The following is a 26,971-nucleotide window of genomic DNA, read 5'->3' on the forward strand; positions in this document are numbered from 1 at the left end:
TCGCACGGGTGAAATTCGTGAAATCCGCGCAACGACTGGGCTTTAGCCTCGATGAAGTGGCCGGACTGTTGAGGCTGGATGACGGCGCTCACTGCGACGAAGCGCGTGTGCTCGCCGAGCAGAAGCTCGAGGATGTACGTGGGAAACTCGCGGATTTGCAGCGGATCGAGTCAGTCTTGGCGCGGCTGGTTCACGACTGTTGTGCGAGTCACGGGACTGTTTCCTGTCCGCTGATCGTTTCGCTGCATGGAAACAAAGAGCCGTGCTGACCTACGATCTCCAGTTTTGTGAGGCGCCCCTGTTTGTCGGCTTGAGCTTGGAAAAAAGCGGCGCTCAATGAGCGCCGCTGAATGGCCAAAGGAGCAATTGCAAAGGCCACAGATTGGTACTGCTATTTGCACTTGCGCCTCATCAGGGCAGGCTCACGCTGAGCCTGGTCGAGCGGATCGTGCAGCAGTCGCTCATGTCCTACCTTGCAGGTGGACAGGCGGGCTGCTCTTCGACACGGCCAGCCGCCGTGGCCCCCAGTTGCTCAATCTTCTTGGCGGTTTCCGCCACCAAGGCCGCCTCAGCCTTGTCGTGCATAGCGGCCCTCCACTCAAGCGCTCGATCGGCTCCGTTCTCGGCCCATACGGTGGATGACAGCAGAGTCGAACCAACTATCAGCAGCAGTCTTAGGTATTTCATAACAGCAATCTCCTCTCAGGTTTTCAGCCCACGATTCGACTCTACTTCCGTATTTAAGTACGGAATCAAGGGGGGAATGGAGTTGAGAAGGACCTAGATTATGGCGCTGAGAGGAGATGGCAGGGCTTAAGTGCACTTTCTATTCCGTTGCTCCCCAAACCCAAAACCCCAAAACGTACAATTTCCCAGCGCTCAGATCGGCAGCCCCGCCGCCAGCATCTTGTCGCGCAGCTCAGCGGCGCGCGCCGGATCGAGCGCGTTGCTGAACAGCGCCTTGATCTCATTGGGTCTGGCGTCGAACTGATCTACCAGATCCTTGATGCGGTAACCGTGGCGCGTCAGGGTCGGTTCCAGATCATCCAGTTGACGCGACAGCACTGATTCCACCAGCTCCGCCGAGACGGGTTTCTCGCCAGTCAGGTAGCCGGCTTCCAATGCCATGCTGAGGTGCAGTTGGATTTGCAATGGTGTGCGCAGCTTGGTGGCGAGCAGGTCGATGGCGTCTTCACTCAGGATCGACTCGGGTTCGACCTTCCCCGCAGTGCAGGTTTCCAGCAGCCAGTGGATGTACTCGCGCTGACTGCCGGCGATGCCGTCGAGCGAGAAAATATCTGTGCGGTAGCCGATTTCCTCCATCGTCGGGCGGCGCAGGTCGTTACGCAGCTTGGGATGCCCGGCCAGCACCACCGACAATCGGCCGTCGCCGTCCTCGACCAGTTCCATCAGGCGCTTAAGGCCGGTCAGCGTATGGCCGTTGAGGTCATGTGCCTCATCGACGAACAGGGCCACCGGGCGCTTATTCTTCCTCACCAGCTCGCGCAGGTCACGCTCACGTTTTTCGCCCTGGGTCGGGATGCGTACCTGCTTTTCGGAGGAGAGGTCGTAGAAGAGCGCGGCGATGAAGGTGGCCAGTTTGATGCTGTGCTTCTCGATGGCCAGCGACTTGGAGACCGTGATCTTCTTTTCCTCTTCCATCGCTTGCTGAAGCCGGCGCAGCATCACGGTCTTGCCACTGCCTATGACGCCGCACAGTGCGATCAGGCGCCCCTCGAAGATCGCCCCCTTGATGTCCTTGATCAACTGCTGATGGTGGGCGGTCTCAAAGTAGCCGGCCTGGTTCAGCGGCAACGTCAGTCCGTAGTGCTGCATCACTTCAACCCGCATGTTCTTCTCCTGCTTTCTTGTGGCGGAAGTAGCCCCGAACGCGCTCCAACACGATGCGGCGCGTCAGGGTTTCGCTCAGCACCTGGTGGATGAATGCCTGATCTTCGGGTGAGAGCTTAGCCAACGGCTGCGCCAGATCATCGGCAATGGCGAGCTTGGCTGCGATGACGCTGGGAAACCGGTATTCATGCGCCTCGGCATCGAAGGGTTGGCGCGGCAGTGCCATGGGAGCTGCGGGAGGTGTCAGCCGCACATCGTCGCCGGCCAATGCGGCGATGGGTAGACCAAGCTGGTCAGCCAGCGAGCGGATGCGCTCGGATCGTTCATCGGCCTTGCCGCGTTTGAATGCGCGGTAGCGATGCAGTGGAATTGGCCCGGAGACTGGGTAATAAGGCCCGAAGCGCTCCCCCTCGAACTCGGCATAGAGCTCACCATCGAACAAGCCCCAAAGCAACACCACGGACTCACCGGCCATGTCGGGCTCCACCTCGTAGGCCGTGCCGTCGATGGTGACTCGCGCATCGACGCCAACCTTGCGTCGTTCGGGCTCGCGGGCGAACCGGCAGAACTGCTCCCAGGTGCACATTTCGCGCAGGCCCTCGGCGGGCAGGTTAGCCAGCCAGTCCTCGATCCGCGAATGCGGCTCGGAACGATGGCCCTGTGCGTTGTAGGTGCGCACCAGATAACGCATCAACCACTCGTTGGCCTGCGCTTCGGTTTCAGGCTTGTGGAAGTGATACAGCGTCTCGTGGGCTTCCTTCACCGTGCGGAAAGGGCGCTCCACCTTGCCTTTGGAGCGGGCTGTGGTACGGGCGCCATCCTTGCCGGCCGGGATGTGTGTCTGCCACTCGATGCCCAGCCCCTGCATGACGTTCTGGAAGACGCGGCGCTTGGCCACCGGGCCATTGTCCAGGTAGATCATCTTGGGGCGGCCTTGGAACGGAAAGGTGGGGTCAGCCTTCGGCGCCATGGCGTTAAACAGGAAGCGCAGCGCCGACTCTGCGTCCTCGCCGTATACGCAGTGGTATTCCTGATAGGCCACACCACTGCGATCATCCACCACGCTGAACAGCATCAGCGTTGGCTCACCTCTGGCCGGGTCGATCCAGTCCGGTTTATCGATGTGTTTGAGGTCAGAGGGCGACAGGTCGAACTGCCAACAGTCATTGCTGTGTGCCGCCTGAAAGCGCGTCGCGGGCGGCTGCCGCAACAACCGCGGTTGATCCAGTCGCCACAGGGATAGGTAGCGGTTGACGGTTGGTCGGCTGAGTACACCCTTAGGCGCCTTGACCAACCCTTGCACGGTCTCCACCCCGTAGTCTTCCAGCAACTCGATGGCGCGGCGGGTAGACAGGTGCCGCCCTTGCTTGTTGGTGGTGCGCAGTTTCAGCGCTGCAATCAGCTCGCAGTAGCGTTCCAGCTCGGCCTGCTGCAACACGCGCGGTTTACCGTGATCGGCCCGGTGGGCCGCGTGGGGTTTATGGATGAAGTTCAGCGCCCGGTACACAGTGCTCGGGGACACGCCATACAACTCAGCTATCGCAGTCACCTGGGCGGCCCGTTCCGGGCTTTTCTTCGGCAGACGGTCGAGCCGCTGCCGCAACTGCATCAGCGAATCGGTTGGGATGGCCTTATGCTGCCCGCTGGGCATTGCGTTCGGCCTCGGTCAGATAGTTGTAGAGCGTCGAGCGGCCAATGCCCATCATGCGGCAGATTTCCGCCACGGTGTGTTTCCGCTCGTGATAGAGACGCAGGGCGAGTTCTTGCTTAGCCGGATCGAGCCGTTTCTTGCGCCCACCCTTGCGGCCACGGGCCCGCGCAGCGGATAGTCCGGCTTGGGTGCGCTCGCGAATCAGGTTGCGCTCGAACTCGGCCAAGGCGCCGAATAGGTGAAATACCAGACGGCCTCCAATCGAGGCGGTATCAATGTTTTCTTGCAAGCTGCGCAAGCCGACGCCGGCGGCGTCCAGTTGTTCGACCAGTCGGATCAGATCCTTCAGCGAGCGGCCGAGGCGATCCAGGCGCCAGATCACCACGGTGTCGCCACGGCGTAGCGTGGCCAGCAAGGCGGTCAAACCAACCCGCTCGGCCTTGGCTCCGCTGGATGTATCCTCGAACACGCGCTCACAGCCGACCTTCGCCAGAGCATCGCGTTGCAGATCGAGGAGTTGGTCGTAGGTCGAGACACGGGCGTATCCAATCAACATGGCTTTGTCCAACTATTCAGTGAGAGTCCAGTGTAGTCGGATATTGAAAGCTGGAGACTGTAGCTGGATGTCAGCAATGCGGGTTTGCGCGAGGGTTGCCTGCTGAGAGACGGCCGTCCAACAAACCCTGGTTTATTGGACGGTCTGAGCGAGGGGCGTTCAGTTGCAGAAAGCGTGAGCCCATTGAGATTAAATGCAAGCCGGCGCGGCTGAATGCAAGCTCGCTCGCAGCTAATGTGAGCCCGAGGGCTTCGTCAGCCGCAGTTAATCTGAGCTGGAAATTGCATCGATTGCGAGCCCGGCCGTTTTCAAACGCGAGCCGTTACATTTAGGGGTGGAAAGGTCGCAGAATACCAACTGAGTGCCTTGACGAGCATCCCAAGCCTCCCAGATGCGGTAAACGTTCTCCACGCATGCATTCACCTTACTGCCAATGAAGTCCTCAGAATCAGGATCGATCAAACGGAAATCCAGACCAGCCTTCCTGGCATCGTTTGTGATCTTCAGTGGATTGTCGATCCGCGGGTCCCGAGGCAGGTGTTCCATACGGTAGATGATTGAACCCTCGTTCCAGCTCCGGATAGCTCCGCCGTCAGCACGGTGAATCGGCTTGCCGTGATCATCCAGGACCAGTGATTGAACCCCCATGTATTGGGCTTGTGCTTCGGAACGCTCCACGATGATGTTTTGAGGACGACCACCTTTAACCCGAGGTACTGGAAAACGAGTCCCACGTTCAGCGGCCTGTTGTTGCAGATCTGCCCGGGTGATGACGTCCGCAAATGTTCGGTACATCGTGTTCAGCTCTGGCACATTCTGGAATCTGGAGAACCTTGAATTGAGCCGGTAATTCACCCCCGTGGCATCCAGCTCCCAGCCGGTGACAACTTGGCCGAAGGTAGACGCCCAGGCATCGAAGTGTACGATCCCGCGTTCTTTCAGTTCGTCGTACTGCATGTACCGTTGAACGGTGTAAAGCTCAGCGATTGTGTTGCTCAAAGGCGTCCCGGTCGCGAGGAATACGCCTCGGCCGTCGTACTTCTGCTGCAGGTACCGGCATTTGACGAAGAGATCGAACGCCTTTTCGGAACCGGTTAGGTTCCCCAGACCGGAAATCCGGCTCAGCGAAGTGGTGATGAACAGGTTTTTGAATTCCTGCGCCTCATCGACAACGAGCGCGTCCACGCCCAGATCTGCGAAGGTCACTGCCTGGTCTTTAGCGCCTGTATCGGCTTTTTTCTCCAGACGTTCCTTCATCCGCTCTTTGGCTTTTTCCATCTCTTTGATGGTCACGCGGTCCCCGCGATCGCTCTTGAGATCGAGGATTGCATTGCTCAGGTCGTTGATTTGCTCCTGGAGCAACTCTTCCAGGGTGTCTTGAGGCATCCCGATTTTTTTGAAAGAGCTATGGGCGACCACGACCGCATCCCAATCCCCCGTGGCTATACGGGCGAACAGGCGCTCGCGATTTTCCTTTTTAAAATCCGACTTTTCAGCTACCAGGACGTTAGCGTCTGGGTAGAGTGAATAGATGGCGTCTTTCCACTGCAGCAGCAAATGGTTGGGCACAACCAGCATCGGCTTGTTCAGCAGGCCCATCCGTTTACTTTCCATGACGGTGCCAACGCACACTAGCGTCTTGCCGGCGCCGACGACGTGATCGAACAACGCCGTGCCGTCTTGAATGCCCCGCCAGATCCCATCCTTCTGATGAGGACGCAGCGTGATGTCGAGTGACGCACCAGGTAACTGGAGGTGAGATCCATTGTACCGAGATGGAATATTGGTATTGAACCTGTCGTTGTAAAGCCTGGCCAGCTCCACACGCTGATCTTTGTCCTCCCAGATCCAGTCTACGAACGCCTGGCGTAATTCATCCGCTTTCTGGTTCGCGGCCGCGGTTTGTGTTTCGTCCACCTGCATGATGGGCTGGCCGCGGTCATCCCGACCAACCTCGGTTTTGACCTGAATGGATCGGTTTGTCAGTACCGCTTCAATCAGTTTGTTTGCAGGGTACGCTTCAGTGCCCCAGGTAACGCGACACGTCGTGTTGTCACCCTGACCAATATCAGCGATCCATTTCCCTAGCGCTGCTTGGTAGCTGATCCGTCTGTGTACGTCACCGAGGATGTGCACCACGAATTTGTCGACGACGGTATCAGGTACCCAAGTTGAACCCAGCTGGACGGAGATATCGACAGGATCGATGTCGGCAGGCTGAACCGGTCGTAGGGCGTCCACGTTGTGCGAAAAGCGCGGATCTTGCTCTGCAGCTTTAATGGCCCCACGAAGCTTTGCCTTCACGTTACCGGTTAAGTACTGGTCCGCTGTCTCCCAGCGGTCCTTACCAGGGTTGAAGTAAATCAATCCACGAAGGTCAGCGATGATGTCTTCTTCGGACTGCCCACAGAGGCGAACCATGCGTTCCAGATCCACACGGCCGACCTGGTTCATGGATACGACTAAAGCATCTTTCGCTGAGCCGACGTGCCGCACTTCCTGCCGGGGTGTCATCACTCGACGGTTAAATATGGAAGCTTTGTCAGCTTTTGGAGGTCGTGCAGCTACATCGTGTTTGCGGGCCATGTCCGCAGAGATGCCCCGGTCGTAATTGCTTTCAAGCGCATTCAACAATGGGTATTCAGGATCCTCGCACATGGCCAACCGGTTAGCCTGGCTACTGATATGGCCATGCTTGCGAATGAAACGATCGTACACGGTGTTGAGACGTGCGCGGTGCAGATCAAGGCCGGCATCAAGACCTTCAGACTGCTCTGCCGCCATAAGAGCTCGGAGAGCATCCCTGACCTCGATCATGCCTTTGATTCGGTCGCCGGCACGTTCGGTTTTGGGTGTGATGAGTTGGTAATCAGTCTGGGCCAGCTGGTCGGGAAGGCGTCGAGCAATTTGGCCAGCTTCGGTGACGAAGTAGGAGCCGATCTTCAGGTTTTCAGGGAGGACCAGCGCAGGCAGTTCTTCGGACGCGTCAGTCGCGGCCGCTGTTGGGCCGGCTGTGTAAATGTCACGAGGCAATGCTTCCAATCGAGTCGAGATCTCGGAGGCAAGATCCCGACCCGGCTCAGCGATCAGATCGGCGGTGTCGCGGTGCATGTTCCGTGTAACAGCCATGCGACCGGCCATCTGTTGAGGGTTGTCGATGAAATACTGGTTGATCGTGATGGGGGCACCGGTCTCACGATCTCGTATATCGCCGACATTTACCCAGCGCTTGTCAGTTTTCTCACCTGGTTGCGCCTTCTGGAAAAACACAATGTCGGTTGTGACTTCAGTCAGCGCATTCTCTTTGAAAGCATTGTTCGGCAGCCGAATCGCACCAAGGAAATGCGATTGTTCAGCTATGTGCTCACGAGCTTTACCATTGGCGGCATCGAGGAAATAGCGGCTGACGACGACCCCCATCACGCCACCTGGCTTGAGCTTGTCGAGGGATTTGGCGAGAAAGTAGTTGTGGATCGAGTACCCGCTCAGCTCGCGGTGATGAGGATCGTAGAGGGACTGGGAGCCGAAAGGAGGGTTGGCCACGCAAGCGTCAAAATAACCGCTTGGAACTACAACATCCTGCAGGCCCCGGTTGATATAGGTAGCAGTGGGGTAAAGATGCCTGCCTATCTCCGCAGTCAGAGGGTCGAGCTCCACCGCAGTAAACTGGCTTTCTTTCCGAAGCGATTCGGGGATCAAGCCAATAAAGTTGCCAGTGCCGGCAGCAGGCTCGAAGATCTTACCGCCCGGGAATCCCAGCCGCTGCATGCCTTCATAGATCCCACCAATGACAGCGGCAGAGGTGTAATGAGCATCTTGAGTTGAACGCCGAGCTTTCTCGAATTCATCTTGGCTGAGAAGCGCGCCTAGTTCCTGGTACTCCCGTTGCCAAGCCTGATTGCGATGGTCGAAAGCCTGAGGCAACCCTCCCCATCCAACATATTTGACGAGTATTGCCTGTTCTGCTGGTACCGCTGCCCGATCCTGATCCCGTAGATGCTGCAGGAGCTGAATCGCATCGACGTTGTTCCGGAACTTGGTTTTTGCTCCACCTGAACCAAGCGAGTCCGCTGCGCTGATCGCGTAATCAGTCGGCGTTACAGCTCGGTCCTCACTTCCTGCAGTGCCAGCACTTCGTGCTCGGTCAGACCGGCTTTGTGCTCCGCTGGGAGGCTGTGAATTGCCTCCAGCTCCAAGCGTTGCTGCTCCAACACTTTCCCCAACAGAACCAGCTCCCCCTCGCTCTCCAGCTGCTTCAACTGCGTCGGGCTGTTGAAGGCCCAACGATCCAGAATTTTCCAAGACTGCGGGCCGAACGACGGAGATTGACGAATTGCCTTGATCGTCTCCGCGCTCAATTCCCGACTGGCGATTTCCAATGGTTGGGTTTGGCTTGTGATCATGGTGTTCTCCTTGGTCGTCATCGATATCAAGACCTGATTCGAGGGTCTCGATTGTGTCTACGGTTTCTTGAAAGGCGAAATCAAAACCCAACTGGCGTTGATCCGGGGACGGCCTTTTCCTACGCATCGTATAGCACTCCGGATAGTTCGTATCATAGTCATTATACGAAATGCGTAACAGAGTACAATTTTTCCGAGCATTTGGGGGCAGCCGTGCGTAAATTCTGAGCGTGTAGGCACAGGCCGCGCTATCGCGGTTTGATTTGGGATACGGGGGTTGATTGAGTAGCAGGTGCGAGGGTGCGGTTGTATTCGGCCCGAAGTGATGCCAGCTCAGCCAGATCCCCCTCGCCTGCATGACGGCGAACCATCTTCGCTTTCACGAAATCAAGGGTCAGCTCGAATGATGAACGCTCGGCCTGCGTCCAGGCTCTCGAGCGCTCGGCGTCCACATGCTCTCGACCCTGCACCGGCGTTTGCTGCCAGTCGCCCGCAATCCGATAGTTGTCATAGACATCTTCACCGCTTCGGTTTGTAACGTGCATTCTGTCGACCAGCTTGCCGGTTTCCAGGCGATCAACAGTGAGGGGAAGTCCTGTAAAAGCCAGGTCGTGGTTGACACGGTTGGACCAACGCCCAAAGCCATTAGCCTCGTGCTGCAGCTCGTACCGATGGTGAATGCTCAGACGGCTAACCAGATCATTAACGGCCAACACACGTGCGTCGATTCGGTACCCTGCTGATTGCAACTTGCTGCAGAGCTTGGCCAAGCTTTCTGGATCGCGCATCGTTCCGTCGATGACCAGGTTCCTGTGTTCTTTAATGCCTAGGTTTGTAAGCTTCACTGCCCAGCCTGCTGCATCGCGGTGGGTTAGATCCGCTGCGTCACGGTCGTTTTCACGCATCAGTTTCAGAAAGTGAGGGTGATATTTACGCAGCTCGTCAGCGTCAATTTTGATTGAATTGCCACCCAGTTCAGCCGTGGCATAACTGCTAAGCGCAGCTTTTCCAGCACCCGGTTGCCCCCCGAGGATTATTGCAACGGGGTTCTCTACAGGCTTACTCAACATCATCGCGTGCAGTGCAATGTCTTCAAAAATAAGCTGATGCTCAACGGTCTCTAGCCGGAACTGCGATTGATCGTCTTTAGGGAAGGTTTGTTGATGCCGATCGCCATTTTTAATGCCTTTAGCGACGGCCAGTGCCTCGACGCGCAGCTCGTGAATGGTTAGAGACTTTTCGTCTACCAGCCCCGTGGCCTTGAGTACTTGCTGGAACGCTGCGCGGGTTCGGTCCCAGGCCTTCCCCAGAAACGTCCGCTCTTCCTCAGCCACGAACGCGAAGACTTCTTCGGCGCGGTGTAGCTCGCTTTTGTCATGGTAGTTTTTATCAACATCGGCCCAAATATGGCTTAGGGACGGTTCATTGCGCGTTTCAAGAACTCGATCCAGGAGCGCCTTTTTTTCCTCGGGATTGAAGGTGTTGAGCCCATAATGCCCGAGGAGCTCGTGGCGCAAGGTTCTGAGGACGGCCCCTTCGTCACCCATATTGGAAGCGACAATGGTGAAGAATGCGTTTTTTGGGTGGTAGGCTCCGTCGATTCGGACTCCAATTTTTTCCCGGGATAACTCTGGTCCATAAATGTCCTCCTGCTTCGCAACGACAATAGCTCTGAGTTGAATATTTCCATTGTAGTTGTCCAAAAAGCGGTCAACCACGTGTTGCACCAAATCAACGCTCAACCCTCTGTTCTGATCGTCCATGGTCAGTCCTTAAATGTGAGCCCGTACCTGGGCTCCATAGTTCGCAATGACTCGACGCACGGTGTCGACGTCATCAAGGGATATTTTGCTTCGCTCAATTACAAGGTCGGCCTGCTCCTGACGCAATTTTGAGAGAAGCTTTGCGTCAGGCGCAGGCTTGGATCTTTCTTCGTGGATCGCCTGTGAACGAGCCGCGATGGCGTTTCCGATGGTCTCCATCGCGCATTCGTATTCTGCAATCTGCTGGCTAGTCAATGGACCTGGCATCTGGGAGCCCTCTTGCTGTCGTTTGAATGTGTGGTGAAGCAGAGCAATGCCTGCCGCAAGGAACAGGGCTGCGTGAACCAGCTCGCCGGGGACGCCGAACCCGTGACGAACTGAAAGCACTGCGTAGGAAAGCCCAATGAGCGAGCTGCCAATGGCCACCGTGGTACGCCAAAGACGCTGCCTATTCATCAGAATCGCTCCGCTGATCCTTGACCAAGGTAAGGGTGTAGGCTTGATTCATCACCCCCATCAAATTTTCCGCTGTTTCAGGACTCTGGCACCGGAACAGTACGAGAGCGCCGAAAATCTTCATCGCTCGGTCGATATGAGCGGGTACAACGATGTCGAGTGGCTCGACGTTGTAAATATTGGCAAAGGCCACCCCTTCCGTTCCTGTGATGCTTAGCGTTCTGTCTATGGACGCTGAAACAGCAGGGGGCAAGGCCGCTTTGTTCTGATCATCGACCATCATCAACGATACGATGAAGGGCACACTTTGGCCTTTGCCATTCGCCGCGTAATAAGCAGGCACAAACTTCATGTCTTCTTCATTGAACATTACTTCTTCTCCCAGCGATTCACATCGAGCGCAAGGAATGGATCTTTCATGCCGCTCTGCTCATCGAGCGAGCCGAACGCTGCAATGTTTTTTGCGCGCTCTTTGAGCCAGCTATCAAAAACCGATTGAGCTTGTGAGTCAGTAACTTTTACGAGCTTTCCGTTCTGAGAGAAGAAAACCGGCATCCTGAATGTTTTGCTGTTGTCGACCGAAATGGCAACCTCAAACCAGGTGTTATTGGCATCAGCAACCTTGAAAAACTCGGCGTGCATCCCTTGGATCAGCTGTCGCTGCACACCTTCCTGCTCAGGCAGTTTTTCCACCTGATCGCACCCCGCAAACAGAATTCCAATCAACAGCGGCAACATACGTATAAACATGTATTGATCCTTTCCATATGCAATGAAATTCACGGCGCTAGGCACGGTCAGTCGCTTTCTTTTCAAACTCAAACTCTACCTTCCAGGCTTCACGGTTGAGTTTGAGTCTTGCAGAAAAGGCACTGTTATTTTTTGGGCTGATAAAACCACTGAGCTTCTCGGTGATTCCATCGTTGAGCAGGGCCTTGAGTTCGGCATCATTCAACGCTCTGCCAAGCAATTCTGAAAATAATTTGAACTGGCACGATGGGCACTCGAGTGTCTTACCTGAAGGTTCGAGAATGGCCGAACATCGAGGGCAGTTTAGCGGTGAAAGCGTGATTTGTTCCTTATGCGTTATGGCAGCCTTGGCTGTAGCAGATCCAGGCTGATCAAACAGAGGCTTGGTCTTGCCGGTTGCACGATCTAAGGACAGGCGAGCGGAGAATTTCGTTTTCTTCTCACGTCCTATTAAGTTCTGAAGCAGTCGTGTTTCGCCCCTCTTCAGCAAGGCCTCAATATCTTTTGCACCCAGTAGCTTCCCGAACGCTTCGTGCCAAAGGACAAATTGGCATTGGCTACAAGCAGTACGCTTCCCTCTATTCTGCAGTTCGCCTGAGCAATTGGGACAAGGGATCTGCTCCCCTGCCGAAGGGGGAAGAGCTGCCATTTCGGCGACCTTGGCAACTTCTACTACTTCACGAACGAAGCGTTCGGTGTACTCCATAAATTCTGCGTGGGTGAGTGCGCCACTGGCGACCTGATCAAGGGATTGCTTGAAATGCCCTGCCTGAGCAGGGTCTTTCACCTTCATGGGCAGAGCGTCGATGAGGTTTCTGGCCTGTGCACTCGTCATGAGTTTTTTCTTACCCTTCGGCGCAGGTACAAAGAGCTCACGTTTTTTCATGTCCGCGATGATGCCTGCGCGAGTCGCGGTAGTTCCGATGCCCTCACCTTCTTTCAGCAGTTTACGAAGCTCCGGATCGACTACGTACCTGTGCAGGTTCTTCATCGCGTCAAGCAGCATGTTGTCGTCGAATCGCGGTGGCGGCGTAGTCATTTGCTCGACCATGTTGCAGGACAAGCAGGAAACGCTGTCGCCCTCATTCAGCCTTGGCAGCGTCAGAGATGGAAGGTTGTCCTCAGTCTGTTCCACACCGTCTAATGGTGGTGGTTCCTGATAGATGGCCTTCCAACCCAGCTGCACAGGGGTGGTACCACTCGCCGCGAAAGCCTCCCCATCAATGTCGACCTGCAGTGTCGTAGCCTGGTACGTATAGTCGCTGGCAAATTGAGCTAGATACGCCCTTACAACCAAGTCGTAAACGTTACGCTCACAAGCGGTCCACTCGGCCGGGCTCACCATTTTTTCCGGAATCGCAGGCACTATCCCGTGGTGGGGAGTTGGCTCGCCGGTCGGCGTGCGAACTTTCGCATCATCGAACGCTGCTGATTTTCGAGATCGATCGATGTGGTCAGCAAGCTGGGTCAGATCAGGACGAATTTGCAGCACAGCCGCAATCACTGCACCAGCCTCATCATGGTGGGCTTCTGATAGGTATCGGACATCCGTTCTCGGATATGTCATGACCTTGTATGTGTCATACAGCTTCTGAGCCGCTTCCATGACTTCCAGTGCGGAATAGTCATATCGACTGAAACCCTCCATCTGCAGCTCGTTCATTGAGAGAGGCAGTGGAGGTTTCTTACTTTTTTCGGTAATAGCACATTGGGTAACTGAGCCAGGACGACCCCTGACCCGCTCTGCGATAGAGGAGGCGACTTGAGCGTCGATCACACGCCCATCTTCATCCATGCCATGTTGTTCTGGCCGCGGGTTCCACCGAGCTTGAAACTCCGGTCCTTCACTTGGTCGTAGTTGGACGGTGACGACTTGATAGGCATGAGGCTGAAACTCCTCGATCAGCCTATCGCGCTCCCTCGCTATGTAGAGAAGAGGCGTTTGCACGCTACCAACCGGTAGCAACCCCTGCTGCCCTACTTCACGGCCGCGCAAGGTCATCGCTCGAGTGCCATTCATGCCCAGCAACCAATCATAGCGACTGCGCGCCAGACCCCACCGCCGCCAGCCAGTGAACTGCGGCTCCGTGTTATCGCGGATATTGGCAAGCGATTCTTTGATTTTGGTCGGGTTGTAGTCGTTGATCAGCACGCGCCGTACGGGCTTTTTGAATTGAAAGTACTCGAGCGCTTCATCCACAAGACACTGGCCCTCCTCGTCAGAATCACCGAGGTGGTGAACTACGTCACACCACTGCAACAACTCTTTAAGCTTTGCGATACGAGCCTTCTTGCGTGGATCTGGCAAAAGCTTCCAAGCCCTGGCTCCCGGGATAATAGGAAGATCAGACATTCGCCAGACCTTTTTTTTCCCGGCTGTCAAAGGCACATCGTCAGGAAGGTAGTGATCAGGTGGGGCTTGTTGAAAAGCGTGGCCATCCAGCCAAATAAACCACTGCTCGCCTCGCCGTGCCCAGCCTGGCCCCTCATTTTCAGTGCTGCCCGGAATGGCCGAATAAATACCCTGAGAAAGCTGGGATTCCTTCTCGGCGATCCACAAAACCTTTTCCATCAAAAACTCCTTCCTGAATGAGGCTGAAATCGGCGTTTTTGCGGAATCGCAGAACGCTGATTCAACTTGCCTTGATTCCGTAGAATGGCTACCATACGGAAAATTATAGCCCATTGCTAGGGATCGAGAAAGGACGAAACGATGATTCCATTACCAGTGGCTGAGCCGCCTGTGCCGGTCTGTATGGTTGAAGCGGCGCGAGATTACAGTTTGCCCTTGAGGGTAATGATCGCGCTTTGGATGACGGAAGGCGGAAGCACAGGGACTCTGAGCCCCAACACAAATGGCACGGTCGACCATGGTCCTTTCCAGATCAACACCGTATGGGCCCAAAGATTACAGCGCGAATTTGGCGTCTCACCTCAGATGATCACGCAGAACTTCTGCTGGTCCGCGCGTGCCGCTGCATACATTTTGCGCTACGAGATCAACCAGGCGAATGGCAGCTTTTGGGATGGTGTCGGGCACTACCACTCTAGGACACCGAAGTACAAATACCCATACATCCAGCGTGTCTATAACAATTCGCTCAAGTTCTAGGAGGTTTAATGGCTAGACATGGACAAAATCAATCTGAGGGGATGGGCGTTGTGTGGCTTGTTTTGATTGCCCTACCAATTGCGTTCGGATGGATGTTTTGGCACCGGTGGCACGGGACTATCAGCTACTGGGCTTTGAAATGGGTTTGGTATCAGCTCGCCGTTTTCGATTGGCCATTTATGCCTGACGTTATCCGAGAGTGGCGTGCCCAGGCTGCTGCCATGGCCATGTACCCTTCAAGGGTCAGTTTCACCGCGCTTTTAAGCATGCTTAACAAAGCTGGATATTTCTACATCCTGATCCCGCTAGTGATCATCGCCCGAGGCTTCGCTGCCGCTCACCGTCATCCGATGAATAAAACTCGCCGGAAGGTAACGGTAGAAACCCTGCCGTGGATTATGTCGAAGCACTCTCCTGCCATCATTCCCTCGCTGTATTACGGCAACCCTCAGACGCTGCTGCTGAACGATGATCCGGTCGAGCATCGCAGTGCTGCCCATCCAGAAGAATGGACGCTCGAGCAAGGATTGATCGTAAATCATAAGTTAGATCGTGAGCGCTGCGGCCAACTCATGATTGAGTTTCTAGGCAAGCCGATCGCTTCACTTAACGAATTGAGTCCGACGGAACGAGCCATGTTTGCTGTGTTCGGCGCTCGCCTCTTCTCGGAAGGGAAAGACATCCGTGTAGCCCAACAACTTCTGGACGACCTCAATCGCTCTTGTCACACAGGGACATTTGAAGGGAAAAAAGGCTACCCAAATCTAGGGTTGACTGACGCAGCGTTCAAAAAGTACTCAGCGCACCCTGACGCCCAAGCGTGGCTCCTCAGACACCCTTACCCCCGAACGATGCTGTTCGCCATGCACAAGCTTGCCTCTAAAAGCGGCAAGTTGCCCTCTTCCCAGTTTCGATGGCTGAAGGGGATGGACCGCAACCTTTTCTATGCGTTGAACATAGGCCTGCGCAAAGCGCCCTTTCTTGAACAATGTGCGGTTTTCACACAGATGCAGTGGGAAGAGTTCGCGGAAAACGTGGGCTATCGCCTGACTGAGCCATGCATTGATGACGCGATTGATGGCGTCGAACATTACCTCGCCAAATTAGGTTTAGTCGCCCGCCAAGGAGAAACACAATGAAAAATCGCGACAGAATTCGCCAGTACGATACGTCTCTTCATGTCCACTTTGGATCTACCGGCGAACGCCGTGCTGTTACTGCGCTTTCGTTGAATGACAGTCTTCAGGTACGCCTGGATGGAAAGCGTCTGCTCTGGTCTCGCTCTGCAGAAGGGGCAAATCATGAGTGTTTGCTTGAAGAGTTCGGATCCGATGCCCTGGCCGGCAACGCCTTTGAAGCAATGCAACATGCGCTCGACCGTTTTTCACGGCGCCGCGTGATAATCGGTCGTGTGAAGGGTGTCGTTAAGTGGGGCTTGCTGCCAGCGTTCGGTCTGATCCTTGCCATGGGTCTAAACATGTACGCGGCCCGAATGACCGGCATCACCCCGCAAGCGACACCTGGAACCATGGGACAGCTGAACCAGCAGCCGGCGTTCAACCCAGCTGCAGCGCAGCCTGGCTTTGCACCATCACAACAGCCTCAGAATCTGCAGCTGGGCAACATCCCCGGGCTCCCACCAGCCGCTGACCCTGCAATCGTTAAGCAAGCCATCAATGCTGGCACCAAAGCTGGTAAGTACGCTGTACAGCTTTCTCAGGGGAGCAAGGGGACTGTCTACGTTTTCTCGGACCCGTCATGCCCACATTGCCGCGATTTTGAACCCGAACTTGAAAAGCTTGCTGCCGACTACACCATCCAGCTTTTTCCGGTATCGGTCATTGGCGGGCCTGACTCCAGCACTTCGGTTGCGCAGATGCTTTGTGCCAAGCCTGAAGAACGCGCCAACTACTGGAAGAAGATCGTCAAGGGCGATCGCCTCGACGCACCCACCTGCCCCGAAGGCGAAGCCGCAGTGGCCGCCAATGACCAAATATTCCGCAAGCTGAATTTCTTGGGCACTCCCACCGTGGTGAACGCGAACGGCGAACAAACCCCGCTGACCCTCCCAAATACCTCCCGAGCCATTTCGCAGTGGCTGGATCAAACAAAGGCGCAGTGAGGCAATTCATGGGCAAGTACATCCGGTACACCGATGAATTCCTTGCCCGTGTGCGTGAGGACGCAGACCTGGTGGGGATCATAGGACGAGACATCACCCTTAAAAAGGCAGGCAAGGCGTTCAAAGCGTGCTGCCCTTTTCATGGGGAAAAAACACCCTCTTTTGAAGTGTCGCCTGAGCGGAGCACATACAAGTGTTATGCGTGCCCTGCGCAAGGCGATGCAATCAAGTGGATGATGGAATTTCACAAACTCCCTTTTCAAGAAGCCGTTGCCGCGGTCGCGGCTGACTCAGGCATCTCGGCCCCTGAATCTCAGGCTGATGAGTCGGCCGAATCACAGGCGCGCCGAAGTCGCTTGACGTCCTTCAACAAGGCATTGCAAGACGCGGCCAGTTTGTACTCAGGGGGGATCGAACGCAGTCCGACTGGTCGCCAATACCTAACAAACACCCGCGGGCTTTCGGCCGAAACGATTACTTCCTACCAGCTGGGTACCGTCGCCACCGGCGTCGTTGAGCTGTTGGTCAAGCGTCACACCCCAGAAACCCTCATTGAGTGCGGACTGGCGATCCGTGCGGAAGACGGTCGTCTTTTCGACCGATTTCGGAATCGGATCATGATCCCGATCCACAACGACAGTGGTGCTTTGATTGGTTTTGCAGGGCGCTCCATGATCGAAAAGCCTGACAAGACACCGAAGTATCTGAACTCGCCTGAAACTGAGCTTTTCCATAAAGGCAACGAGCTGTACGCATTGAACGTGGCCAAGACGGCAATCCGCAGCGCCCGTCACGCTATCGTAGTTGAGGGCTACTTCGATGTGCTCACCGCTCACCAAGCCGGGGACCGGAGGGTTGTAGCCCCCATGGGGACCGCCCTGACGAACACACAGGCAAGGAAACTATTCAGCCATGCCGATACGGTGACATTTGCCTTCGATGGGGATAAGCCTGGCCGGTCTGCAGCCTTACGTGCCTCTGCAGTAGTTTTAGAGGAAATTCGCGACGGTAAAACAGTCCAGTTCCTGTTTCTACCCGAGGGCAGTGATCCCGATCAACTGATCGGGACACATGGGCTTGGAGCATGGAACGATGCCTTGTTACGCGCGTATCCGCTGAGCCGATTTTTGGCCGATTTCGTCAAACATGGCCTTGACCTGGACGTACCTGAATCGCAGGTACGCGCCGCTGAAAAGGCTCGCAAAATTCTCGCCCGCGTACGTGAGGCAACCCTCTACAAACAGGCTCTTACTGCTCAGTTCGAAAGAACGATCGGTATGGCGTTGCCCGCCTAGGAGATCACCAGATGTCTCTCGACTCACAACATGAGATCAAACCTGGCCGCATATCAAGGGACGTGCGCAGCTCTTGGACCAGGTTCAATATTGCGCTGTTTCGCCCGAACAACTTCAAGCTTGCACTGCTAGTGATAGCTGGACTGCTGGTCTACCAGCCAGTTTTGTGGCCGGTCTGGATCCTGTTCTTGTCCATGATGATCATGGCCTTCAAGGACCAGAAATTCCGTATGCCGATTCGGATGCCCAAAGACATCGGCGGATTGGATCGAACGGATTACTACGAAGAGTTGGTAGAGGAAAATTACCTTTGGGGCCTGTTCACAAAGTCGAGGCTTTTTCGAAAGCTCTTAGCGGCAGGCGGCATCATGTACCTCGGTTTTCTCCGTACCCCAAATACGGACGGCATTGCAGCTAGCGCTGATGAAGGCCGCGAGCTGTGGCTCAACAACTCAGACTGCCGAACTCACCTTTTTTTGCCCGGCACCACAGGTTCGGGCAAAAGTGAAACGCTGATGGGCATGTATTACAACGCAATCTGCTGGGGGACTGGAGCATCGTATGGGGACGGGAAAGCTGACTCCAATCTTGCCTTCTGCCTTTGGTCACTAGCGCGCCGGCATGGTCGAGAGGACGATTTCCTCATCCTCAACTACCTGACAGGTGGAATGGACCCCTTTGAACACATGGTTGCCAGGGAGACTGGTCTTCATGCGGCGAATCAACCGCAATCGAACTCCATGAATCCCTTCGGTGACGCTGCAGCTGACTTCCTTCTGCAGTTGATGGCCTCCTTGCTACCGGTGGCCAGCGGTGACGGTGCTCAATGGCAGCAAAAAGCTCTCAACATGATCGATGCGCTACTGCGTACGCTCTGCTACAAGCGCGCCAAAGGTGAACTCGAAATCTCCATCGGGGTGATCCGCCACTACCTCGCACTCCAAAACCTTGTTCAATTCTACATCGAGGGTCAGCAAGGGCTGATCCCTGAGCTGGCCTACCTGCCGATCAAAGCTTACTTTGAAACAGGTCTACCTGGATTCAATCCGCAGCTCGCAGGTGATCCCTCCAAATGGGATGCAGAGGTGTTCAACCAGCACGGTTATTTGACCGGCCAGTTCGCTCGCACTCTGTCGATGATGATGGATACCTACGGTCATATTTTTGCGGACAAATTCCCCGAAATTGACATGCTCGATGTGCTCCTCAATGACCGTCTGATCGCGGTCATGATCCCGACGCTCGAAAAGTCAGCGTCCGAGGCTGCGTCGCTGGGGAAGCTGTACATCTCCTCAATCCGTTTAATGATGGCCCAGAACCTTGGCTACCGCTTAGAGGGGACTCGTGCAGACGTCCTCGATACCAAAGCTACCAATGCTCCTAATCCATACCTGATCATCAGTGACGAGCTGGCCTACTACTTCGCCGCAGGCATCGCTGTGATGTTTGCCCAAGCGCGAAGCCTCGGCTTCATGATGGTCGCCGCCGTACAGGATATTCAGGGCCTTAAACGAGGCGAGGCAGCAGACGAAGCCCCTTCCATGCTGGCCAACACCAAAGTGAAATGGGTGCTGGCATTGGAAGATCCGGAGGACACCTACGATTACATTCGCAAGGCTGGTGGGGAGGCGTATTACAGCGTTCTCAGTGGGTACGACCAAAACACTGGTGGTGCTTACCAAGCGCAGGGTGCAGCCAACATCGAGCGTCGGAACAAGATCGAGCTTGGGGAGCTGAAAAAGCTACAGGCCGGAGAGGGAATGCTGATCTTCAAGGAGGCTGTGATCCCAGCATCAAGCTTCTACATCCCTGATGATCACAAGAAGACCAGCAAGCTTGCTGCGCGCATCAATCGATTCTTGCAGGTCGAACGGCCGGCCTACAGCCGGTTGCCACACAGCGCTGAGCGGATCAGCAAGCAGGATACCCACTCTGTTGATTACATCGCCGCACAGCTTCGCCGGGTCGAGAAACCCTACTATCCAGCCTTGGATGATCCGATCCTAGAACAGGTTGTAGCAACTGCGCGGCATCTGGACAGTATCCAGCGTTTCGACGTGCCGGCTGAGCAGCGTGGCATTGCATTGTTCCAGGCAGCAAGAAAAGCGCTTCATGCAGCGGAAGCGCAGGGCATGTCTGGATACTTCCATCAACCGAAACCTGAGCTGGAACCGGATGAGATGCTTGGCGACGACGGGGAGGATTTTGAGATCCCGGAAGATGCATATGATTAATAAGGAGGCACGATGACAGCAATCAAGCTGGGCAACGACTTTTGGAAGTTCACCAAGGACCAGGTGGAGCTGCCTATTTATTGGCGCCCCGATGCCGTGTCGAACCATCACGTCGGTGTGGCAGGAACATCCGGTGCAGGCAAGACGCACTGGATCAGAGAATTCGTCACTAACATGGATGAACAGGTCGAAATCGACATCTTCGACTATCACGGCGACATCGAGATTCCAGGTGCCGAAACAGTCCTTTTCAGCGAAGCAACACGTTATGGCTTCAACCCGCTGGTGTTGAACACAGACCCCCACTACGGGGGCGTGCGCAGGGCTGTCAATGATGTGATTGAAGCTATGAACAGCACCTCCAGAAAGCTTGGCGGCAACCAGGAAGGTGTTCTGCGCCACTTGCTCACGGATGCTTACGCAGCCCGCGGTATTTACGTGGATAAGCCACACACTTGGCAGCGCCGGGAAGCCTCCGATGACGAAATCAAAGACATCATCAAACACAAGCGCTGGGCAGATCTGAAAGCCGTTTACCCTACCCTCTCTGATGTTGTGCGGCTCGCCAAACGCAAGCTGCGCGCCTTGTGGATGGGGATAGACGACCAGGATGACGGCAAACAGGCTTTGAGCTGCTTTGAGGACTACTGCAGAGCAATGGCTGCAATGAATAAACGTCGGGCGGATCTCGCCAAGTCCCAAGGCCGGAATGGCGACGATGATATAGAGGCCCTGGAGAAGCGTCTCGACACGGCGAAGGTTAAGGCGACTGAGGCTCACCAGACCTTCCTCAACAACCTGCAAACGGGTCGAGAGTTCGATGATGCGATGAAGTACCACAGTAAGGACGTAATGCTGAGCGTCATTACTCGACTCGAGAACCTGATTGCTACGGGGATTTTCAATCCCAATCCCCCACCTTTCGGGAATGCGAGGATTCGCCGGCACAATATCAAACCCCTTGCCCAGTCCGAGGATGAGTTAAAAATGTTCGTCCGGTTTCGGATGCGGGCGATTATTCGAGAGATGATGCAGCGAGGGGAGTCCCATGGAAAACTTCGCCGGTTGATCGTCCTGGACGAGTCCAAGAAATTCAATGATGAAGACGCCTCCAATCCAATCAATGTGGTCGTCACAGAGATGCGTAAGTTCGGCCTTGCAATACTTCTGGCCGGCCAGTCGCCTGCTCACTTCAGCTCCGACTTTATCAAGAATGCGGGCACGCTTTTGTTGCTCAACCTGGCTACTGCAGACTGGGACGAGGCTGCGCGCAAGCTGAAGATCGATATCAAAGACTTGAAGTACCTCCGGCCCCAAACAAGTGGTGCGGTACGCATGCTTGAAAAAGGTCAGATCGCCAATTTCCGCCAGATCCACTTCTAAAATAGTGAAGCCACCATGTCCCCAGTTTTGTTGAAATTGATCCGCATAATCCGCCGCCTCAGCATGGCTGTTGCCTATGTTGTTATCTTCGGGCTCATTTTGTACGGCATGGCGTTGCAATTCAGCGGCAGGGAGCTTGAGCGCGAACTGATGGAGTCGAGTCTCCATTGCGCCTTTGTAGCGTTGGGAATCAGGTTGCTGATCGATATCTTTTTTGGTGACAAGCTGAAGGTTAAAGTCTAAATTACGCCTATGCGTACGTACTTACGTACGTACAATCGGTTTTGACGGGGCGGCTACCCCGGATCTGCTGCGTCTAGGAGCGTCATATGACTTTGAAAATACCCTGCGGCAATATTTCACAAGCTCTCGCAGAGCTCCTTCCAGGGGAGTCCTTGCTGATCCCATGCAACGGGAAAACCATACAAGTCACACAATCCAGCATCACGTCGATGCTGAAAAAGCGAAAGCTGGTCATGGCTGAGTTCACCCAGAGAAAAACGCTTCTTATCCGGGACGAAAATTCATTGCCCGATCCGCTGATACTAGTTTCCAGGCGCAGCGCGTGCGAGGCGCCGTCAGCAGCCTGACGAACCTCGGCCCTCGTTAGCGGGTCCCCTCCCCCGGGGCACCGCTGACATGCAGCGTGTAACGCTCAATAATCCAAAGGAATGAAGATGAAATTGACTATAGCGATGGTGCTCTTTATGGGTATCGCAATTGGCTTGCTTGAGGCAGGCCTGCAGACGGGTTTTCATTGGGTGAGTCAACTGGGGTTTGGTTTCCTGAGCATTGCGACTGTGTTGCTGCTAACGGATATTTTTGTCTCTGTAGTTGCATCGTTCAAAACGGATGAATTACATGGCGCGTGATGAGAGCCAAAAACTCCTGGTGATCGGAGGTCCATTTGATGGACAGCAAATGGCTCGAGCCGGCGACGAGTTTTCAGAAGCCGTCGGGACGAAAAGCAGTCGCTTTCATGGACGCCACTGCTACAAGCTGCGCTGGCATCCGATGCTGAAACAACTTGTCTGGGCCTTGCCTGAAAACAAAAGTGTCAAACTTCCTCCCCCCGACTACTGCCAAGCAGATACAGGCGGGTCCTAGGAAAGGTATGCACCAGGTACGCCCACGCCCTGGGACAAATTGGTTCCTAGGGCGTGGAAGAGAGACGCAACAGTGAGAAGCGGAAAGCAATGATTGACTGGACGAAGATCGGTTTAGCCAGGTGGTACGACTGCAAACTGGGAACGATGACCGACAAAAAGCTTGCCGGGTTGGCTGGCACCTCGGTAGCGGTAATTCGGCGCCGGCGTGAGCTGTTCTGCATCGAGGTCTGGTCGATCAATCAGTTGATTCAACCCTATCGCCATATGTTTGCTGACAACTCGGATCTGACCATAGCCCGGGTGTGCGGAGCATCGGTGAAAAGCGTTACAACTTATCGTCGGAGCGAGGGCTTAGCTCTATTTAAGCGTCCTGATCCACTGCAGCGCCGTCAAAGATTGCCTCCGGGCCACCCTGTGAGGCCATTCAGGCAGCTTTTGGGACTGGTACCGGATGAGGATGTCTCCATGCTTTCAGGCGTCGACGTGGAGAGCATCGCATCGATAAGGGAAGCATTTGGATTGCATCAGGTTATGGCCGCTGATCCTCAACCAGTTCAACAGAACCTTTGGCCAAATTTCCACGGCCCTTGGCTTGGGTTTGAATCATTGCTCGGATCAATGTCTGATCCTAAGGTTAGCCGCGCAGTGAATGTGCCAGTCTCAGTTGTCGAGCAACGCCGGATTTTCCTAAGGATCCAGCCCTATCGAAGAGTTTCCAAATTGGAGCGGTATCGGCACCTCCTCGGACTGGTACCCAACAATTTAATAGCGCTGATCGCAGGCGTCTCACACACCCGGGTTGCTGACTATTCGAAGCAGACATCCGGATAGCGCAAAGAAACCACCTAGGGCGGTTTTAGGAGGCTTGAACACTAGGGCGTGCAGCCTCGGATCTAAAATAACACGGAACGATATTAATCTACGCCTGGATATCTTCGATGTATTGTGGCGTAAGTGTGCGATAGCGATCTTTTTCGGTGATAGACGTACCACATAAAATCTTCAACCAATTTAATGGATTCAGGCGATTAAACCTGCTTATCTCACAAACGTCTTCTGTGAGCAGGTACATTTTGTAGGGAAACTTACAAGAAGCTATTAGGTATCTAGGTACGGCATTATTGATGAAAATCTTGTCCATAGGATGAAGACTTGTTTTATATATGAGCAGGCCAAATTGCCCATGCTCTTTCAAAAAGCTTCTCACTTCAGTATTTATAACATGACTTCTGACCAGGCAATTTGAAAAGTATGCATTCCCGCCGAATTGGTGTGCCAACCAAGCCTTTCCTGCAATAACCCGATGAACCCCGCACTCAACGTTATATTTAATTCCGTATCGGCCCAGCTTCAGCTCGTTGACACTATTTTCTGGCGGGAACTTTACATGTTGAAGAGAACCCTTAAAATAGTCCAACACACGGGAATCCCAGTTAGTCCCGTGGAGGTTATCTACTGCCTTTCTCCAAGTCATACCATCAGCGGAAAATTCATTGCGATGGGTTACAGTATTTATAGAAGAAAGCTGAACGTTTTCATACGTGTCAACACCCCCGACCTGGTCAAAAAAAGCATCAAGCATCGCTTCATTTAAAGTGAGCAGGTTTTCGTCTAAAAAAACCTCTTTGCATTCAAGAGCAGCTTTTTTTATTTCATTGATTGCCTGCATCAGCCTTTATTACTCCCCACCTAACCTAAAGAAATACAAACTTGCTTCGATGCCTCAGGCGGTCGCTCATCTGAGTCAGGACCAGAACAAGCGGATCTCCCAACCTGGAACTGGTCCAAGTTCAGCCGTGGTCCGGCCTGCTTTCGCTAGAACGGCCGTAGGCAGGGTCGACATCAACTGCTTGAACCGTACCTTCCAGTCGGAGGATGGGTCGATCTTTGCGAGCAAAGCCTGGACGACGACTGCTCGTGCAAAAATGCGGCCTCGATCATTGTGGCTAGGAAACTCAGCGGCAATAGCCTTGGCATACTTCGGCGCATCTGCGGTAATCGATGCGTTCCACAGCCTGCCATGGTGGGCGCAGACATTTCGCAGGATGGTCAGGCTTTTCAGCCAAGTAACCAAAACGGACTCGTCGTAGCCGAATTTGGCCGCTACAGTTTTGCGATGGTCAAGGTGCAGATCGCTGAACAGGCGCGAAAGCTGGCCTATGGTCATCGCCTCGAGAACAGTCCAGACAGGCGGCAGGGCCGGCGTATTGTAGTTTTCGTAGTAATGCTTGATGGCGGCATTTTTTTCCGGAAGGCCCAGCACCTGTTTCATCACGTCACGATGGGCTTTGCAATCCTTGAAGTGGATGGCATCCAGGTAGAAATGACTACCGCAAGTCTTGTCCAGGGCCAAGGTGTTAATGATCGCTGCGCGGAACGCGACCTCGATGCGGTCGATCGCATCCAGGAACACGAGGCGTAGCTGCCGATCGAAGTCATAAAGCTGTAGGATGTCGTCAAACTGGACGGTGGGAAAGAAGCGCTTTTGCGGGTCCTGCAGCGGCCGCATGTAGATCAGCAGCCGGTGATAGCCGATGAATTCTAGGGCGTGCAGGGCCTTTTCTCGCTGTCCACGTGTGCCTAAGCCTTTTAGCCTAAGGTGGCGCAGCAGCGCATTAGGTGGCTTCGCAGGCTTGAGGAAATAGAGGGGGGCTTGCGGCATGCCAGAGCATCCTGCGTGGGCATGGGGGCCAGAAATAACTAACCCCCTGGTGCGCAGTACGGGACAAGTCCCGCCCGAGGCGTGGGGGCTATTCTTGGAGCCAATGCTAACACGGCCCTACGGATTGATCAAATTTGATCAATCCGTCATTGCAGGTGCCAACTGAATCGGTAGGGGTCCATGAACGGTATGTCGTCATCAAAGCTGTCGAAATCGGGAGCTGGTTGCGGCGAGGCCTGCTGTGGCGCTGGACGTGACTCACGGTCGGACTGAGGACCTGGCTGGGGCCGAGGTTGTTGAGGACGAGGTGCTGAGTTGGGCGCATCGCCTTGGCCTTGTTGGTCGCCTTGTGGCCGGCCGCCCAGGAGCTGCATCGTGCCTTGCATGTCGACAATGATTTCAGTGGTGTAACGCTTGATACCGTCTTTTTCCCACTCCCGCGTCTGCAGCTTGCCTTCGATGTACACCTGCGAGCCTTTGCGCAGGTACTCGCCGGCGATCTCGGCAACCTTGCCGAACATCGACACCCGGTGCCATTCGGTTTTCTCGACCTTCTGGCCGGTTTGCTTATCTGTCCACTGCTCGCTGGTCGCCAGACTCAGGTTGGTCACGGCGTTGCCATTAGGCATGTAGCGAACTTCAGGATCCTGGCCACACGTACCGACCAGAATAACTTTATTTACACCTCTCGCCATGATGGGAGCTCCTTGAAGTGTTCATTGCTGACGCGCTACTTGCACCGATCGGATACGAGCTTTGTTATGCCGGCCGCGGTGCTTTGGGAATTGCAGGTGGTGCCTCTTTCCAGTGGATACCGTATTCAGCCTGGCGTTCACGGATCAGCTGCGAGTGGCGTTTAACACCAACTGTCTGATCGATGCTTGCGCCTGCCTCGGCGAGTGAATGGAACTGCCCGTGGGCCGTACGCTCTCCGTCTACCGGCTTCCCGGGTATCCCAGTGCTGTAGGGGATGTGAGTCGAGGTTTTGACTTGAAACACGTCGAACCTATCTCCAGGCCCGTCAGTGTTATGCATGACATCGAGGCGGTGCCCGTGCACCAGGCGCCCCATCTCTCCTCGTTCATTCAGTTGCGCGGCTTCAGACGTATGTTTGAACTCACGGGATGCGAACACCCGTTCGCCGGCAATGACGCGTTCGCGAAGACGTTCATCGCCTTCTGCAGGCGCTGCCGGCAACGACTCTACTTGGAATGCTCTGTTGTGCCCAAGATCTCTAAAAGGGGCAGGAGCATCAGGCCCTTGATGTTCCGCCAACTGGGCAATAAGTTTTCTGGTCTGCACCAGGTTCTCTACATCCTTAGGCTGGGCATCGATAAATCCAACCAGCTCCTTGTATTCACTACCGGTCAGTCTGTGACGTTTTTGCTCGGCGATTTCCTTCAGGACCGCCTGCCAGTCTTGAACGCTCAATGCACTCATCAGTGCCTCCTTTCAAATAGCTCAATCGTTCTGACTCGTGGGGCCTTCACGATTTGGATTTGTTCTGCAGCCTTTGCGATGACGGATTTCTTCATCGCTTGGCCTCTGCGTATTGTCGAACTTGAAAGAGCCGTCGTCGTATTGCTCCAGGTAGCCCCAGCTGCAGTCCGTTTCGTTTTGCCCA

27 protein-coding genes are annotated in these 26,971 nt (G+C 54.8%); 12 read left to right on the plus strand and 15 right to left on the minus strand.

What is annotated here, in order from left to right:
- The coding region (locus tag QMX88_RS10055) for a MerR family DNA-binding protein (protein ID WP_282368804.1) at positions 1-269 on the plus strand (269 nt) is incomplete at its 5' end.
- 199 nt (positions 270-468) lie between these two features.
- Here QMX88_RS10055 and QMX88_RS10060 read toward each other — a convergent pair.
- The 11 genes from QMX88_RS10060 to QMX88_RS10110 form a co-directional block, all read right to left on the minus strand.
- Positions 469-687 (minus strand): co-regulatory protein PtrA N-terminal domain-containing protein, encoded by a 219-nt coding sequence (locus tag QMX88_RS10060; protein WP_099593694.1) that lies wholly within the window; start codon positions 685-687, stop codon positions 469-471.
- Between the two features lie 192 nt (positions 688-879).
- Positions 880-1,851, minus strand: coding sequence for an ExeA family protein (locus tag QMX88_RS10065; protein ID WP_099593675.1), 972 nt, complete (start codon positions 1,849-1,851; stop codon positions 880-882).
- Positions 1,841-3,478 (minus strand): DDE-type integrase/transposase/recombinase, encoded by a 1,638-nt coding sequence (locus QMX88_RS10070; RefSeq protein WP_216641847.1) that lies wholly within the window; start codon positions 3,476-3,478, stop codon positions 1,841-1,843. Before QMX88_RS10070 ends, QMX88_RS10065 begins: the two co-directional genes overlap by 11 nt.
- A gap of 4 nt (positions 3,479-3,482) precedes the next feature.
- Positions 3,483-4,058 carry a recombinase family protein gene (locus QMX88_RS10075; RefSeq protein ID WP_110765430.1) on the minus strand — a complete coding sequence of 192 codons (576 nt, stop codon included), beginning with the start codon at positions 4,056-4,058 and terminating at the stop codon, positions 3,483-3,485.
- Between the two features lie 264 nt (positions 4,059-4,322).
- Entirely contained in the window at positions 4,323-7,982 is a 3,660-nt protein-coding gene (locus QMX88_RS10080) for an Eco57I restriction-modification methylase domain-containing protein (RefSeq protein ID WP_282368812.1), read from the minus strand.
- A 173-nt stretch (positions 7,983-8,155) separates the two neighbouring features.
- Entirely contained in the window at positions 8,156-8,461 is a 306-nt protein-coding gene (locus QMX88_RS10085; RefSeq protein WP_280319860.1) for a hypothetical protein, read from the minus strand.
- Between the two features lie 248 nt (positions 8,462-8,709).
- A complete protein-coding gene (locus tag QMX88_RS10090) occupies positions 8,710-10,224 on the minus strand; it encodes a zeta toxin family protein (RefSeq protein ID WP_280319863.1) in 1,515 nt (504 codons plus the stop codon).
- Between the two features lie 9 nt (positions 10,225-10,233).
- Positions 10,234-10,680: a hypothetical protein gene (locus QMX88_RS10095; RefSeq protein ID WP_280319866.1), complete on the minus strand. Its 447-nt coding sequence runs from the start codon at positions 10,678-10,680 to the stop codon at positions 10,234-10,236.
- A complete protein-coding gene (locus QMX88_RS10100; protein WP_280319871.1) occupies positions 10,673-11,050 on the minus strand; it encodes a hypothetical protein in 378 nt (125 codons plus the stop codon). The genes QMX88_RS10095 and QMX88_RS10100 overlap by 8 nt, the downstream gene beginning before the upstream one ends.
- Positions 11,050-11,430: a hypothetical protein gene (locus QMX88_RS10105; RefSeq protein WP_282368828.1), complete on the minus strand. Its 381-nt coding sequence runs from the start codon at positions 11,428-11,430 to the stop codon at positions 11,050-11,052. Before QMX88_RS10105 ends, QMX88_RS10100 begins: the two co-directional genes overlap by 1 nt.
- Positions 11,431-11,467: 37 nt before the next feature.
- Positions 11,468-14,002: a type IA DNA topoisomerase gene (locus QMX88_RS10110; RefSeq protein ID WP_280319876.1), complete on the minus strand. Its 2,535-nt coding sequence runs from the start codon at positions 14,000-14,002 to the stop codon at positions 11,468-11,470.
- Positions 14,003-14,143: 141 nt separating this feature from the next.
- Between QMX88_RS10110 and QMX88_RS10115 the strand changes: the two genes are divergently transcribed.
- The 11 genes from QMX88_RS10115 to QMX88_RS10165 all read left to right on the plus strand — a co-directional run bounded on the left by QMX88_RS10115 (position 14,144) and on the right by QMX88_RS10165 (position 23,516).
- Positions 14,144-14,542, plus strand: coding sequence for a lytic transglycosylase domain-containing protein (locus QMX88_RS10115; RefSeq protein WP_280319879.1), 399 nt, complete (start codon positions 14,144-14,146; stop codon positions 14,540-14,542).
- 8 nt (positions 14,543-14,550) lie between these two features.
- Positions 14,551-15,681 carry a secretion/conjugation apparatus DotM-related subunit gene (locus QMX88_RS10120; RefSeq protein ID WP_280319882.1) on the plus strand — a complete coding sequence of 377 codons (1,131 nt, stop codon included), beginning with the start codon at positions 14,551-14,553 and terminating at the stop codon, positions 15,679-15,681.
- Positions 15,678-16,664 (plus strand): DsbC family protein, encoded by a 987-nt coding sequence (locus tag QMX88_RS10125; RefSeq protein ID WP_280319885.1) that lies wholly within the window; start codon positions 15,678-15,680, stop codon positions 16,662-16,664. Before QMX88_RS10120 ends, QMX88_RS10125 begins: the two co-directional genes overlap by 4 nt.
- An 8-nt stretch (positions 16,665-16,672) precedes the next feature.
- Positions 16,673-17,959 (plus strand): DNA primase, encoded by a 1,287-nt coding sequence (dnaG, locus tag QMX88_RS10130; RefSeq protein WP_280319888.1) that lies wholly within the window; start codon positions 16,673-16,675, stop codon positions 17,957-17,959.
- Between the two features lie 11 nt (positions 17,960-17,970).
- Positions 17,971-20,193, plus strand: coding sequence for a TraM recognition domain-containing protein (locus tag QMX88_RS10135; protein WP_280319890.1), 2,223 nt, complete (start codon positions 17,971-17,973; stop codon positions 20,191-20,193).
- Positions 20,194-20,205: 12 nt separating this feature from the next.
- Positions 20,206-21,576 carry a hypothetical protein gene (locus tag QMX88_RS10140; protein ID WP_280319893.1) on the plus strand — a complete coding sequence of 457 codons (1,371 nt, stop codon included), beginning with the start codon at positions 20,206-20,208 and terminating at the stop codon, positions 21,574-21,576.
- A 15-nt stretch (positions 21,577-21,591) separates the two neighbouring features.
- Entirely contained in the window at positions 21,592-21,819 is a 228-nt protein-coding gene (locus QMX88_RS10145; protein WP_280319895.1) for a hypothetical protein, read from the plus strand.
- A gap of 86 nt (positions 21,820-21,905) precedes the next feature.
- Positions 21,906-22,166 carry a hypothetical protein gene (locus QMX88_RS10150; protein ID WP_280319898.1) on the plus strand — a complete coding sequence of 87 codons (261 nt, stop codon included), beginning with the start codon at positions 21,906-21,908 and terminating at the stop codon, positions 22,164-22,166.
- An 87-nt stretch (positions 22,167-22,253) separates the two neighbouring features.
- A complete protein-coding gene (locus tag QMX88_RS10155; RefSeq protein WP_280319900.1) occupies positions 22,254-22,448 on the plus strand; it encodes a hypothetical protein in 195 nt (64 codons plus the stop codon).
- A complete protein-coding gene (locus QMX88_RS10160; RefSeq protein WP_280319903.1) occupies positions 22,438-22,683 on the plus strand; it encodes a hypothetical protein in 246 nt (81 codons plus the stop codon). Before QMX88_RS10155 ends, QMX88_RS10160 begins: the two co-directional genes overlap by 11 nt.
- An 89-nt stretch (positions 22,684-22,772) precedes the next feature.
- The gene (locus QMX88_RS10165; RefSeq protein WP_280319906.1) at positions 22,773-23,516 is read left to right on the plus strand and encodes a hypothetical protein; all 744 of its coding nucleotides are present in this window, start codon (positions 22,773-22,775) and stop codon (positions 23,514-23,516) included.
- Between the two features lie 88 nt (positions 23,517-23,604).
- Here QMX88_RS10165 and QMX88_RS10170 read toward each other — a convergent pair whose 3' ends face one another.
- The 4 genes from QMX88_RS10170 to QMX88_RS10185 form a co-directional block, all read right to left on the minus strand.
- A complete protein-coding gene (locus tag QMX88_RS10170) occupies positions 23,605-24,354 on the minus strand; it encodes a hypothetical protein (protein WP_280319909.1) in 750 nt (249 codons plus the stop codon).
- 75 nt (positions 24,355-24,429) lie between these two features.
- Entirely contained in the window at positions 24,430-25,347 is a 918-nt protein-coding gene (locus QMX88_RS10175) for an Abi family protein (protein WP_282368839.1), read from the minus strand.
- Between the two features lie 146 nt (positions 25,348-25,493).
- Complete coding sequence (locus tag QMX88_RS10180; protein ID WP_280319580.1) at positions 25,494-26,042, minus strand: single-stranded DNA-binding protein; 549 nt, start codon at positions 26,040-26,042, stop codon at positions 25,494-25,496.
- A 64-nt stretch (positions 26,043-26,106) separates the two neighbouring features.
- Positions 26,107-26,787 carry a hypothetical protein gene (locus tag QMX88_RS10185; RefSeq protein WP_280319583.1) on the minus strand — a complete coding sequence of 227 codons (681 nt, stop codon included), beginning with the start codon at positions 26,785-26,787 and terminating at the stop codon, positions 26,107-26,109.
- Between the last annotated feature and the right edge of the window lie 184 nt (positions 26,788-26,971).

Source organism: Pseudomonas sp. PS02290, assembly GCF_029960075.1.
Lineage (GTDB): Bacteria > Pseudomonadota > Gammaproteobacteria > Pseudomonadales > Pseudomonadaceae > Aquipseudomonas.